The organism is Shewanella sp. 38A_GOM-205m (assembly GCF_000518445.1).
In the GTDB taxonomy this organism is placed as follows: domain Bacteria; phylum Pseudomonadota; class Gammaproteobacteria; order Enterobacterales; family Shewanellaceae; genus Shewanella; species Shewanella algae.
Genome location: NZ_JADP01000003.1, coordinates 70,427 through 83,361, shown reverse-complemented (window position 1 = coordinate 83,361; position 12,935 = coordinate 70,427). Strand labels below are relative to the sequence as shown.

The 12,935-nt window shown below is 54.9% G+C and carries 11 protein-coding genes; 4 read left to right on the top strand and 7 right to left on the bottom strand.

The features are described 5' to 3' along the window. Nucleotides 1-132 precede the first annotated feature (132 nt). Together acnA and N512_RS0103505 are read left to right on the top strand one after the other, a co-directional pair. Nucleotides 133-2,805 carry an aconitate hydratase AcnA gene (gene acnA, locus N512_RS0103510; protein WP_028779423.1) on the top strand — a complete coding sequence of 891 codons (2,673 nt, stop codon included), beginning with the start codon at nt 133-135 and terminating at the stop codon, nt 2,803-2,805. Between the two features lie 121 nt (nt 2,806-2,926). Further along, on the top strand, nt 2,927-3,400 hold the full coding sequence (locus N512_RS0103505; protein WP_025889971.1) for a hypothetical protein: 474 nt from the start codon (nt 2,927-2,929) through the stop codon (nt 3,398-3,400). Nucleotides 3,401-3,463: 63 nt separating this feature from the next. Here N512_RS0103505 and N512_RS0103500 read toward each other — a convergent pair whose 3' ends face one another. Then, complete coding sequence (locus tag N512_RS0103500; RefSeq protein ID WP_028779422.1) at nt 3,464-4,396, bottom strand: LysR family transcriptional regulator; 933 nt, start codon at nt 4,394-4,396, stop codon at nt 3,464-3,466. Between the two features lie 96 nt (nt 4,397-4,492). Between N512_RS0103500 and N512_RS0103495 the strand changes: the two genes are divergently transcribed. Further along, nucleotides 4,493-5,485, top strand: coding sequence for an aldo/keto reductase (locus tag N512_RS0103495; RefSeq protein WP_028779421.1), 993 nt, complete (start codon nt 4,493-4,495; stop codon nt 5,483-5,485). Nucleotides 5,486-5,749: 264 nt separating this feature from the next. On the opposite strand, the gene N512_RS22145 is transcribed toward N512_RS0103495, so the two are convergent. Then, nucleotides 5,750-6,253 (bottom strand): imm11 family protein, encoded by a 504-nt coding sequence (locus N512_RS22145; protein WP_197021425.1) that lies wholly within the window; start codon nt 6,251-6,253, stop codon nt 5,750-5,752. Nucleotides 6,254-7,101: 848 nt separating this feature from the next. Between N512_RS22145 and N512_RS0103485 the strand changes: the two genes are divergently transcribed. Then, a complete protein-coding gene (locus N512_RS0103485) occupies nt 7,102-7,737 on the top strand; it encodes a class I SAM-dependent methyltransferase (RefSeq protein ID WP_028779420.1) in 636 nt (211 codons plus the stop codon). A 102-nt stretch (nt 7,738-7,839) separates the two neighbouring features. On the opposite strand, the gene N512_RS0103480 is transcribed toward N512_RS0103485, so the two are convergent. The 5 genes from N512_RS0103480 to N512_RS0103460 are packed head-to-tail and all read right to left on the bottom strand — an operon-like array spanning nt 7,840 to nt 12,739. After that, a complete protein-coding gene (locus tag N512_RS0103480) occupies nt 7,840-8,280 on the bottom strand; it encodes a nitrate reductase cytochrome c-type subunit (protein WP_025889974.1) in 441 nt (146 codons plus the stop codon). Further along, complete coding sequence (gene napH / locus N512_RS22140; protein ID WP_037474093.1) at nt 8,277-9,209, bottom strand: quinol dehydrogenase ferredoxin subunit NapH; 933 nt, start codon at nt 9,207-9,209, stop codon at nt 8,277-8,279. Before napH ends, N512_RS0103480 begins: the two co-directional genes overlap by 4 nt. Continuing rightward, on the bottom strand, nt 9,206-9,949 hold the full coding sequence (gene napG / locus N512_RS0103470) for a ferredoxin-type protein NapG (protein ID WP_028779419.1): 744 nt from the start codon (nt 9,947-9,949) through the stop codon (nt 9,206-9,208). The genes napH and napG overlap by 4 nt, the downstream gene beginning before the upstream one ends. 10 nt (nt 9,950-9,959) lie before the next feature. After that, entirely contained in the window at nt 9,960-12,443 is a 2,484-nt protein-coding gene (gene napA / locus N512_RS0103465; protein WP_028779418.1) for a nitrate reductase catalytic subunit NapA, read from the bottom strand. Next, entirely contained in the window at nt 12,440-12,739 is a 300-nt protein-coding gene (locus N512_RS0103460) for a chaperone NapD (RefSeq protein ID WP_025889977.1), read from the bottom strand. The genes napA and N512_RS0103460 overlap by 4 nt, the downstream gene beginning before the upstream one ends. Nucleotides 12,740-12,935: the final 196 nt, after the last annotated feature.

Below are 12,935 nucleotides of genomic sequence, written 5' to 3'. Positions count from 1 at the left end.
GTACGGCGCAGGCCAATGTCGATTTATCCCGATGAACTTTCCATTGTCCTACTTGCCTCCATACCTTTTCATTCTCGCTCGGTGAGCCAGCTTCTGCACGGAATGGCGTACCTCAACGTAGGGAGAGAAGTGATGTCCAAAGTCAAATATCAAGCCAAGGCGCAACGCACCTTGACCGTCAAAAACACCTCATTCCAATACTACAGCCTCAATGAAGGGCCCTTGGCGGAAATTGCCGAGGTTGCCGCATTACCCAAGAGTTGCAAGGTGCTGCTGGAAAACATTCTGCGGCATCTGGATACCGACCATTGTGATATCGACGATCTGCAGGCGCTGGCCAAGGGGCGCGGCCGCGGCAGCCAGCAGGAGATCGCCTATCATCCGGCGCGGGTATTAATGCAGGACTTTACCGGCGTCCCGGCGATAGTCGACCTGGCCGCCATGCGGGCGGCGCTGGTGGCCAAAGGGCGTGATCCGCAAAAGATCAATCCTCTGTCCAAGGTGGATCTGGTGATTGACCACTCGGTCAGCATCGACAAGTTCGCCAATCCGGATGCCTATCGGGACAATGTGGCGATTGAGATGCAGCGCAACTTCGAGCGTTATCAATTTCTCAAGTGGGGCCAGGGCGCCTTCGATAACTTCTCCGTGGTGCCACCGGGTACCGGCATTTGCCATCAGGTAAACCTCGAGTATCTGGCCAAAGGTGTCTGGCAGGGGCTTGACGAAGAAGGAGCCACTTGGGTCTATCCAGATACACTGGTGGGCACTGACAGCCACACCACTATGATCAACGCCCTAGGGGTACTTGGCTGGGGTGTCGGGGGTATCGAAGCCGAAGCGGCCATGTTGGGGCAACCCATCTCAATGCAGATCCCGGATGTGGTGGGGTTCGAGCTCAAGGGGCAGCTCAGTGAAGGCATTACAGCCACCGACCTGGTGCTCAGAGTCGTGGAGATGCTGCGCCGCCAGGGGGTAGTGGGTAAATTTGTCGAATTCTATGGTGATGGCCTGGATCAGTTGCCGCTGGCCGACCGAGCCACCATTGCCAATATGGCACCGGAATATGGTGCAACCTGTGGCTTCTTCCCGGTGGATGCGCAGACACTGGAGTATCTGCGCCTCAGTGGCCGAGATGAACAGACGGTTGCCTTGGTGGAGGCTTACACCAAGGCGCAAGGGCTGTGGCGAGAGACTGGCGATAGCGCCCCCGAGTTTGCCGATACCCTGAGCCTGGATCTTGCCAGTGTTGAACCCAGCCTGGCCGGGCCCAAGCGGCCCCAGGACAGAGTCGCCGTCAGTCAGCTCAAGCAGGCGGCCGAAGATGCCATTCGTCTCTCGGGGCGCAGCGAGCTTGAGCAGGCGTTTGTACTCGAAGGCAGCGAGCTTGCCATGCACCATGGCGATTTGGTGATTGCCGCCATTACCAGTTGTACCAATACTTCCAATCCGGCGGTGATGCTGGCAGCCGGGTTGCTGGCACAAAAGGCGGTGGAACTGGGATTGGAGCGTAAGCCCTGGGTCAAGACTTCGTTGGCCCCAGGCTCCAAGGTGGTGACCCAGTATCTGCAACAGGCCGGACTGCAAACGGCACTCGATAGCCTGGGCTTTAACCTGGTAGGTTATGGTTGCACTACCTGTATAGGTAACTCGGGCCCCTTGCCGGAGGCGGTCACCAAGGCGGTCAGCGAACAGAAGATCCATGTGGGTTCAGTGCTTTCCGGTAACCGTAACTTCGAAGGGCGGATCCACCCCTTGGTGGAGTCCAACTGGCTTTGCTCGCCTCCTCTGGTGGTCGCCTATGCGTTGGCGGGAACCAGCCGTATCGATCTCAGTCGCGATCCCATAGGCCAAGGACGCGATGGTAAAGCGGTCTTCCTTAAAGACATTTGGCCCAGCAATGCCGAGATAGCCGCTGTAATGGGCAAGGTGAGTCGCAGCCTGTTTCAGCAGCAGTATGCTGATGTGTTTCATGGCGATGATGCCTGGCGCGCCATCGACTCGGGCTCGGGCAAAACCTATGCCTTCGATCCCGCCTCCACCTATATTCAGTTACCGCCCTTCTTCGAAGCCGAATACGGCGGTAATGCGGATGACATTAAGGGGGCCGCGATTCTGGCGCTATTGGGAGACTCTGTCACCACAGATCATATCTCCCCGGCCGGGGTGATCCCCAAAAACAGTCCGGCGGCCGATTATCTGCGCGGTCATGGTGTAGCTGACAAGGACTTCAACTCCTACGGTTCACGCCGCGGGAATCACGAGGTGATGATGCGCGGTACCTTCGGTAATATCCGTATCCGCAATGAGATGGTGCCCGGGCATGAAGGCGGTGTTACCCGGATGCAAGGCGAATCTGAGGTGCGCTTTATCTATGACGCTGCCATGGCCTATCGCGCCAGAAAGCAGGCTAGTGTGGTTATTGCCGGTAAAGAATATGGTACAGGTTCCAGCCGTGACTGGGCCGCCAAGGGTACGCTGTTGCTCGGGGTCAAGGCGGTCATAGTGGAGAGCTTTGAGCGTATTCACCGCTCCAACTTGGTGGGTATGGGCGTGCTGCCATTGCAGTTTCTGCCCGGGGAAACCCGTCAGACTCTGGGCCTGACTGGAGATGAGACAGTGGATATTCTCGGCCTGGATGGCGAGCTTAAGCCAAACCAGAAGCTGCAGGCGCAGATCCATTATCCCAATGGAGAGTCCAAAACCATAGCGCTGCTCAGCCGCCTGGATACCGGCATGGAGGTTGCCTACTACCGTGCCGGCGGTGTGCTGACGTATGTGCTGGAGCGTTTGGCCGCCGAATAGCCCAGCTGCTTCAGGCAAAAACCGCGCCTTTGGGGTGCGGTTTTTTATTGGGAAAAGCCAAGTGGTGCCACAGCGATCCATGTTTTAAAATGCCGCATAATCTCAAGTGGCAGGAGCGCCCATGTACCAAAACAAACAAGCCGTAGCCCTCGGCAGCCTGGCTCTGATGACAGCCGTTGCCATACTGCTGATCTTACTGGCCTTTTGGGCCTGGCCTAAATACAAGGTCTATAAGCTGGAGCTGGACGGCATCGCCGCTTTGAAGGAAGCAGAGTGGAGCAAGCAGATCCTGATTGAGGAAGCCAAGGCTCGGGAACAGGCGGCCCTGATGCAGGCCAAGGCCAAAGTCACCCTGGCTGAAGCGGAAGGACGGGCAATGATCGCCAGAGCCAAGGCCGAAGGGCAGGCCGATATCGAGCGCGCCAAGGCGGCTGCCGAGGCCAACAAGATTATCGGCGAGTCACTCAAGGGCAATGAAGCCTATCTGCGTTACGTGTGGATCAAGGGGCTGCAGGAAGGCAAGGGCGAGCGCATCTATATTCCAACTGAGGCCGGCTTGCCTTTGCTGGAAGCGGGAAAAGCCCCCGGGAAATAGCCTGTTGCCCGGCAAGCCGCTCGTTACTTGAGTCTGAGTGCGGTTTAGCTGAACTGAGGCAAGTCAGTTGTCCCAGGTTAGCGGTACCGAGTCGGCCTCATGTGGTAACTTGTCGCCGAAGCGTTGCACCAGCCAGTCGATAAACAGCTTCAGTCTGTGGCTGGGGTGGCGTTTGCGTGGATAGATAAGCGACAGTGGCATGGCTTGCGGCGGATACTGCTGTAACACTGGCACCAGAGCGCCACTTTGCAAATGTGGCGCTATACCATAAGTGGGTACCTGGATAAGACCAAAGCCTGCCAATCCGGCGGCAATATAGGCATCTGTACCATTGGTTCTTATGCTTTGGGGCAAGGTGTATTGATGGTATTTCCCCTCTTGCCTGAACTCCAGCGGCTCGATACGACCACTTGCGGGTAACAGATAGCCCACCATCTTGTGGTTACTGAGTTGCGAAGGCGTTTGCGGAACTCCGAAGCGCGCCAGATAATCCGGGCTTGCCAGCGTGACTATCTCAAAGCATCCCAAACTTCTGGCAATAAGGTTGCTGTCCTCCAGTGTGCCGGCCCGCAGTGCCAGATCGACCCCTTCACCTATGATATCGATGCGCGGATCCGAAACGCCAAGCTCCAGCTCTATGTCCGGATAACATTGATGAAATTCCGGTAATGCCGGCAAGATAAGCAATCGGGCGAGTCTGGCGGGCATGTTGATCCTAAGCAGCCCCGCCGGGCAGCTTTCTTTGGCAAATAGGCCCTGAAGATCGTCCCAGTCTGCCAGCAGCGCCGAGGCCTTATCCAACACCTGTTCGCCCTGCTCGGTCAACCTGACCTGTCGTGTGGTGCGTACCAGCAACTGTACCTTGAGTTGCTGCTCCAACCGCTGCACCGCCTGGGTTACGGTCGAGCGTGGTAGATTGAGTAAAATGGCGGCCTTGGTGAAACTTCGCGTCTCGGCGACCCGGCGAAAGATATTCAGGGTTTGCAGTCTATCCATGATTGTTCGTGATTTTGGAATACACTGGCTGTTATAGCGTTATTTATCCCAAAGATAAAAACAAAGATGCTGTTGGCAGTTCAATGGAGGTAACAGATGAAAACACGAAAACTGGGTAGCAAGGGACCGGAGGTATCGGCGCTGGCGCTGGGATGCATGGGAATGAGCGAGTTTTACGGTCCGGCCAGTGATGCAGAATCCTTGGCGACGCTGGATCTGGCGCTGGAGCGCGGCGTCAACTTTTGGGATACCGCCGATGTTTACGGACCTTTTCGCAATGAAGAACTGTTGGCACAAGCGCTCAAAGGCCGTAGGCAGCAGATCTTTCTTGCCAGTAAATTTGGCATAGTCAGGGATGAAACAGATGTGCACAAGCGCGGCGTCAACGGCCACCCCGAGTATGTCCGCCGCTCTGTGGAAGCCAGTCTCAAGCGTTTGGGGACAGATTATATCGATCTCTATTACCAGCACAGAATGGATCCCGAGGTACCGATAGAGGAAACTGTCGGTGCCATGGCCGAGTTGGTGCAGCAGGGCAAGGTGCGCTATCTGGGTTTGAGTGAAGTGGACAGCGACAGGTTGCGCCGCGCCCACAAGGTGCATCCCATTACAGCGGTGCAGAGCGAATATTCTCTCTGGAGCCGGGATCCTGAAAGCAAGGTATTGCCGCTTTGCCAAGAGCTGGGAATAGGTTTTGTTGCCTACAGCCCTCTGGGGAGAGGTTTTCTCAGCGGTGCTATTCGCAGCATAGACGACTTTGCTGCCGATGATTTCAGGCGCTCTCATCCCAGATTTCAGGGGGAGAACTTTGAACGTAATCTGGCGCTGGTGGATGCCATCAAGGCACTGGCTGAAAGCCGAGGTTGCAGTTCGTCACAGCTGGCGCTGGCATGGCTGCTCAGCCGCAATGAGCATCTGATCCCTCTATTTGGCACCAAACGGCGGCGTTATCTTGAGGATAATATTCAGGCTTGCACTTTGACTCTTGGCCGAGAGGAGTTGGCGGCCATTGAAGAGGCGTTTCCCATCACAGCAGTAGCTGGGAGCCGTTATGGCGCACAGATGATGCCGCTGTTACCCAATGAGTAGTGGGGTTAACTTGAAGGGAACCTTACACAAGTTCAATTGTGCCTAACCCTTAACCATAGGTCAGGGCCGCTACGTCACTGAGTGCAGGGGGGGGAGGTTTGGAAAGGGGCGAGTGGATACCGCCCCATTTCTACCGATCCATTCTACCGAACCATGCCCTCGGGAGCGGCGAGTGTCTTGTAGCGACTGGCTACGAGCAATAGCCAGGAATGGTAAGCCACTCTCTACAAAAGAAAAGGCCACGAGGACTTATTCGCACCTTCCCTAATATTGATCACCATCCACGAATTCACTGACTTTAAAGAAATTTATTCCTTTTACATTATGTTCTTTAAATATATCAACCACTTTTTGATGGACGAATATTTCCCCCAATGATGTACCCGCAACTTGGAAAATCAATCGCTCAGATTCTGGTATTGCATCTAAGACATCTTCACGGAAACGATAGTTATCCATATCTGCATGAATCGTAAATCCATCAATGTTAGTCGAGCCATTACCTGGCATGTAGAATTTACTTCTATTCAGGTCAATACAATTTAACGTCTTAAATGTATTGAGTGCCCACAGCCCTTTAACAGAGTTGTTTTGCTTGTCCTGAATAATTGCTGGGACAAACTGGCTACCATAAAGACCTGATTCAATAAGCTCTTTAAGTTTTGATGTCACTATGAAGTTTTGAACACTAAACGCCAAGGCGTAATCTTCCTTTAAGAAACTTAAGTTATCATTTTTTGATACAAAAGAGAGGGTTTCCGACTCCACATTTAGCTTTTCAAAATCCCAGTTAGTATTGGCAGTATATTATGTTGGGATTAAGTCAGTTTTATATTCATCAAATTCATAGTCTGGGTAAACAATGTAATAAGATTCTTCATGAATATTCAAAAAAGTTCCTCTATCTAAACTGTGCGACAATTATTTCCATGGAAATTCGGACAATTCCCTTTTTATTCAATTCAGTAGACACGCATGGTCATGTAACTCATTTTTCCAAAAACTATCAGATACAGCACCATGCGCGATGCCCACATCTTACAGGATTTGTGCAACGGATAATGCCCAAAATTATTTTCTATAACAGATTTTATTAAAAAAATATTATCTATCATATGGTTGTGGTGATTTTGTGGAGTGTAAACCTAAGGTCGCGTGCATGTTTGACAGTATGTTCGCCGGGAATCATCCGTAGGACGCTGAGCCACTCTTGGGCGCGTAGTGACAGGCTTACGAGAGAGGCAGGGATGCCAGAGTGGCGCCATCAGGGATGATTTTATGGCATGCCGAAAAGTCGCCAGGACGAAAGCCCGCGGCAGCTGTGGGGTGAAACTCTATGACTTTCGCCAGTGCCTTGGAGAAAAGTGGTTCTTGAGTCTTGCCGATTAAGCTCTAGGAGCCTGGGGTGGGGTTTGTTAGAGTAAGCGCAGTTTTTGGCGGCGACTGTTGCGGGAAAGTATCCCGATAGCCAACCGCCGAGTCAAAGTAATGAGCTAGGAACTGAGCTAAAGCTCTGAATTAGAGCTATGAGTTAAGGCTCTGAGTTAAAGCCTTTAGGCCAAGGCTGTTAAACCAAAGTCGTTAAACCAAAGCCGTTAAAGTGAACCGAGTCATAGATGAATCCATGTCCCTTGTGTGCCAACACCCAGCCTAAACAGACAGTTCCCGCCAGGGTTGCCAGACGTTATTTTCTCTGCCCTGAGTGTCGGCTCATCTTTCTCGACCCTGTGCATTTGCTGCCCTTGAATGAGGAGCAGCAGTTTTACGATACCCACGAGAACAGCATTGACGACCCCGGCTATGTGGGCTTTTTGCAACGCCTGTTGACGCCGGCGATGACCTTTCTGCGCCCGGGCATGCAGGGACTGGACTTTGGCTGTGGCCCTGGGCCGACACTATCAAAACTCCTGGCGCGGGAAGGGATAGCGTGTGACGATTTCGACCCGCTGTTTTTCCCCAATCCATTGCAGGCGCAGTATGACTTTATTCTCTCCAGCGAGTGTTTCGAGCACTTGCACTGGCCTGCCGCCGAGATAAGCGCGCTGCTGGCACATCTGGTTCCTGGGGGCTATTTAGGCATAATGACAGACCGCTGGCAGAGTGAAGCTCAGTTTTTTGACTGGCACTATACCCGGGATCCTACCCATTGCAGCTTCTTCCATCGAGCAACATTGGACTGGCTCTGTGAGACGTTTGCTTTGAGCTTATGTTTTGTCGATGAGCGGCGGATTGCCATCTTTCAGAAAAATTGAGGCATTAAAGGGAAGGAGAGGGCAGGCAAGCCCCAATCCCTTTGGGGCTGTACCTTGAAACCGGGGCGCCTCCAGGAAGCAGCGACCCGGTTTTTCTCGCTATCAGTTGGCAGCGCCAGTGCTGAAGTTATTTTCCACCAGCGGCTGCTTGTTATCGGCCTGAGGCACATGGCACTGGGTACAGAAATAGTTCTGTCCATTGAGGGTGCCCTTGTCGTCGATAACATGGGACTTGGCCACAGGCGTTGCCTTCATGCGCTTGGCCTTGCTCCAGTCATGGCAGTTCATGCAGCTGTTTTTCTTCAGGCTGATGGGGTAGTCGGCCTTGTGAGGAATGAGCGGCGGCTGCTCGGCGTAGTTGCGCTCTATGGCATTGCCACGCATTGGATAGGAAGGCATGGCATCGGCCGGGCGTACAGAGCTAATCTCTGCATCGCCACCGCCAAGAGAACTGACGTTAACCGGCTGAGCCGTTTCTGCCTGCTGTCCTGAGCAGGCGCTGAGTGCCAGCAGCATCGCGGCTGCGCTGAGTGTTTTTTTCATTGCTTGTTCTCCGCCTTGGTGGCAATTCGGTTGCAATCTATTTTGTTGGATTTGTCTTTGGCTTCACCCTTGGGCGAGAGCCGGGTTAATGGAGTATCAAACTCAAAGACCTTCTTGGCACAGACATCGATACAGCGGCCGCAGAGGGTGCAATCGGTACTGGTTATCGTTGGGTTGCTTCCCTTGAGGGCGGGTTTGAGCACCTGCCGTTCGGGACACACGGTAAAACAGTCCATGCAGTTGTTGCAGTCGTTGGCTCTTACCGCCTCGATATTGACCAGTCGCAGCTTGCCCAGCAGGCTGTAGAGGGCACCACTTGGGCACAGGTGGCTGCACCAGGCGCGTTCGCTGACGAACAGGTCCAGCAGCAGTATCGCCAGCAGCAGCCACAAGCCACTGAAACCACCGAACAACAAGGCTCGGTAGGCCACGGGAACCGGGTTGAGCCACTCCCAGGCCAACAGGCCGGTCAATGGGGGCAAGAGCAACACCAATACCAGCAGATAGTAGCGCAGCGACCTTGGTAGCTCGGGCAATCTGGGCAGGCCCAACTTGCGTCTGAGCCAGGCGGCCGTATCTGTCACCATGTTGACCGGGCAGACCCAGCTGCAGAACACCCGCCCACCCAGCAGGCCATAACCCAGGGCGACAATGGCAGCGCCGAGCAGCAGGCTCAGTTCCGGCAGATGGCCACTGGCCAGGCTCTGCAGCGTCACCAGCGGATCGGCCAGCGGCACTGTGTCCAGTAACAGACTGGCCGACAGGTTGCCTTTCAGCAGCCAGAGGCCAAACAGTGGCCCTATGGCAAACAGCAGCAAAACGCTCAGTTGCGACAGGCGTCTGAGCAGCAGGAACCTGTGTGCCTTCCACCAGCCCAGGGTAGCGATGGCATCGGCGGCAAAGGCGTCTGAGCTTTTTTTCCGACTCATATTTCGCCTCCGTTACCCAGTCCGGGCAGCCCTTGATTGAGCATCTCCAGGGTGGTCTTTTCCGTGTCTATGTAAGTGTCGTGCTCGGCTGTCTTGCCGCTGGCGAGCTTCTGCGGCAGCACCTTGATCGCCGGTTCTTTCAAAACGCAGGCATGTTCACACTTGCCGCAACCGGTACAGATATCGGCATGCACGGTAGGAATAAACATGGCGTGGTGGCCACTGCGCTCATTGCGGGCACGCTCAAGGGTGATGGCCTCATCGATGAGTGGGCAGACGCGGTAGCAGACATCACATCTCAGGCCTTTGAAGTTAAGGCAGTTTTTCTCATCGATCAGTACGGCTGTGCCCATTCTGGCATCCTCGATTTTCTCGAGGCCGGTATCCAGTGCCCCACTGGGACAGGCGCGGGTACAGGGAATGTCCTCGCACATCTCGCAGGGGATACTGCGGGCGCTGAAGAAAGGCGTGCCTGTGGCTGCCCCTTCAAACCAACGCGCCAGTTTCAGAGTGTCATAGGGACAGGCCTCGACACAGAGGCCACAGCGAACGCAGGCCGAGAGAAAGGCGTCCTCAACGAGAGCGCCCGGGGGACGTATCGCCTGGGGCGCCAACGACTGGGACTTGGCCAGCGCTGAAATCCCCAGCCCGGCCAACCCCATCACACAGCCGGCTTTGGCCGTGGTCGCCAGAAACTGGCGACGATTGATGTTATTGACACTATTGCGTTTGTCACCCATTACTGCTGCCTCAGGCCTTCATCACTTTGACCGGACACTTCTTGAAGTCTGTCTCTTTGGACAGAGGGTCGGTGGCGTCCAGTACCAACTTGTTGACCAATTGACGGGCATCGAAGAAGGGCATGAACACCACACCTTTGGGCGGCTTGTTACGGCCCTTGGTTTCAACCCGGGTCTTCACTTCGCCGCGAGGCGAGGCGACGATGACTTCATCACCACGCTTGAGGCCACGGCTCTTGGCATCATCAGGATGCATGAAGATCTGCGCATCCGGATAGGCACGGTACAACTCGGGCACCCTGGCGGTCATAGAGCCTGTGTGCCAGTGCTCCAGCACCCGGCCTGTGCTCATCCACAGATCGTATTCGCTGTTGGGCTCTTCGGCGGCCGGTTCATAGGGCAGGGCGAAGATCACCGCCTTGCCATCCGGCTTGCCGTAGAACTGATAGCCTGAACCCGGTTTAACGTAAGGGTCAGAACCTTCAACGAAGCGGCGCAGGGTTTCCTTGCCATCCACTACCGGCCAGCGCAGACCACGGGTTTCGTGGTAGCGGTCGAACTGGGCCAGGTCGTGACCATGGCCGCGACCGAAGGCGGCGTATTCTTCGAAGATCCCCTTCTGCACATAGAAGCCGAAGTGTTCAGATTCATCGTTGAGCTCGGCCTGACAGTCGCTGGCGGGGAACTTGTTGATCACGCCATTGGCGAACAGCACTTCATAGAGGTTCTTGCCGGCGTATTCAGGTTTCTTGGCAATCAGCTCGGCGGGCCAGACTTCCTCGACCTTGAAGCGCTTGGCGAACTCCATCAGCTGCCACAGATCCGACTTGGCACCTTCAGGGGCTTTCACCTGCTGGTGCCACATATGGGTGCGGCGCTCGGCGTTACCATAGGCACCTTCTTTCTCGACCCACATGGCGGTAGGCAGGATCAGGTCGGCCGCCATGGCGGTTACTGTTGGGTATGGATCTGACACCACGATAAAGTTTTCCGGGTTACGGAAACCGGGATAGATTTCATCGTTGATATTGGGGCCGGCCTGCATATTGTTGGTACACATGGTCCAGTAGCAGTTGAGCTTGCCGTCTTTCAGCATCCGGCTCTGCAACACGGCGTGGAAACCGGGCTTGGGCGGAATAGTGCCTTCAGGCAGCTGCCAGGCCTTTTCTGTGATGGCGCGGTGTTTGTCGTTGTTGACCACCATGTCGGCGGGCAGACGGTGGGCAAAGGTGCCGACTTCACGGGCGGTACCACAGGCAGAGGGCTGGCCTGTGAGAGAGAAGGGGCTGTTACCCGGAGTGGCAATCTTGCCGGTCAACAGGTGCAGGTTATAGAGCATGTTGTTGGCCCAAACCCCACGCACGTGTTGGTTGATACCCATGGTCCACAGGCTCATCACCTTGACCTTGGGATCGGCATAGGCCTTGGCCAGCTCCAGCAGGCGCTCTTTATCCACGCCGCTCATCTCGCTGGCGTATTCCAGTGTGTAGCGGCTGACAAACTTGGCGTACTCATCGAAGCTGATATCGCTGAACTTGCCGTTACCCGGATTCTTGGCTTTTTTCTCCAGCGGATGATCCGGACGCAGGCCATAACCTATGTCATCCACACCCAGAGCAAACTTGGTGTGCTTGTTGACGAAGTCCTTGTTGACCGCGCCGTTTTGGATGATGTAGTTGGCGATATAGTTGAGGATAACCAGATCGGACTGAGGCTTGAACACTATCGGGTTGTCGGCCAAATCGAACGAGCGGTTCTCGAAGGTAGACAGTACATGCACCTTACCGTCGGGGTGGCTCAGACGGCGATCCGACAGGCGGGCCCAAAGGATGGGGTGCATCTCGGCCATGTTGGCGCCCCAGAGCACAAAGTGATCGGCGGCTTCCAGGTCGTCATAACAACCCATGGGTTCATCGATACCAAAGGTACGCATAAAGCCGACCACGGCCGAGGCCATACAGTGGCGGGCATTGGGGTCGATATTGTTGGTACGGAAACCTGCCTTGTGCAGCTTGGAGGCGGCGTAGCCTTCCCAGATGGTCCACTGGCCTGAGCCGAACATGCCCACAGAAGTCGGGCCCTTGGTGTTGAGCGAGTGCTTCCACTTTTCTGCCATCACATCGAAGGCCTTATCCCAGCTCACGGGGGTGAACTCACCGTCTTTGGCATACTGGCCGTCTTTCATCCGCAGCAGTGGAGTGGTCAGACGGTCTTTTCCGTACATGATTTTCGACAGGAAGTAGCCCTTGATGCAGTTCAGGCCCTTATTGACCGGACTCTCAGGATCGCCCTTGGTGGCGACGACCTTGCCCTCTTTTGTGCCTACCAGCACAGAGCAGCCGACACCGCAGAATCGGCAGGGGGCCTTGTCCCATTTGATGTTGTCTTTCTGCTCAGCGGCTTCGACGACTTTCACTGGCAGAGTGACTCCAACGGCCGTGGCGGCGGCAACGGCGGCGTTGGCTTTAAGAAACTCGCGGCGGCTTATGCTCATGGTGTTTCCTCACTCTTTATTTCTTTTGTTTGACTGACAGGCTCAGAATCGACCTGATGATAGATAAGACTGCTGGACAGTATCCCGGGCAGACGGTTGATTGCTTCGACGTTATCCAGGATCTCGCCCTGGCTTTCGCCTTCGAGGGTGACTACCAATTTGCCTTCTGGGCTGCTGGCGTGGACTTCGGCGCCTTCAAGGGCCTGGATGGCAGTGGTCACCGCCTCCAGGGTTCCCGGAGCGGCATGCACCACCAGACTGGTGACATGGTATTCCATCTCTGTTTGTTGCTTCATTGAGGCTCACCTCGACAGGTAAGGGCGACTGGCACGGCATGGGCCGAGTCACCGGAACTGAATCAAAGTCTAGACCTCATTAAAAATGTGGGTATACCTCTTGAGAGGTAATGAAAGCGATTGGCGATCCGGATCAACATTTTCAATGTGATCTGAATCCAAGTTTGAAATTTAAACAGATTAGCCGCTTGACTCC

What these genes read in the sequence shown, in the direction of transcription:
- acnA (WP_028779423.1), top strand. Translation starts at nt 133, where the DNA reads ATGTCCAAAGTCAAATATCAAGCCAAGGCGCAACGCACCTTGACCGTC.
- N512_RS0103505 (WP_025889971.1), top strand. Translation starts at nt 2,927, where the DNA reads ATGTACCAAAACAAACAAGCCGTAGCCCTCGGCAGCCTGGCTCTGATG.
- N512_RS0103500 (WP_028779422.1), bottom strand. Translation starts at nt 4,396, where the DNA reads ATGGATAGACTGCAAACCCTGAATATCTTTCGCCGGGTCGCCGAGACG.
- N512_RS0103495 (WP_028779421.1), top strand. Translation starts at nt 4,493, where the DNA reads ATGAAAACACGAAAACTGGGTAGCAAGGGACCGGAGGTATCGGCGCTG.
- N512_RS0103485 (WP_028779420.1), top strand. Translation starts at nt 7,102, where the DNA reads ATGAATCCATGTCCCTTGTGTGCCAACACCCAGCCTAAACAGACAGTT.
- N512_RS0103480 (WP_025889974.1), bottom strand. Translation starts at nt 8,280, where the DNA reads ATGAAAAAAACACTCAGCGCAGCCGCGATGCTGCTGGCACTCAGCGCC.
- napH (WP_037474093.1), bottom strand. Translation starts at nt 9,209, where the DNA reads ATGAGTCGGAAAAAAAGCTCAGACGCCTTTGCCGCCGATGCCATCGCT.
- napG (WP_028779419.1), bottom strand. Translation starts at nt 9,949, where the DNA reads ATGGGTGACAAACGCAATAGTGTCAATAACATCAATCGTCGCCAGTTT.
- napA (WP_028779418.1), bottom strand. Translation starts at nt 12,443, where the DNA reads ATGAGCATAAGCCGCCGCGAGTTTCTTAAAGCCAACGCCGCCGTTGCC.
- N512_RS0103460 (WP_025889977.1), bottom strand. Translation starts at nt 12,739, where the DNA reads ATGAAGCAACAAACAGAGATGGAATACCATGTCACCAGTCTGGTGGTG.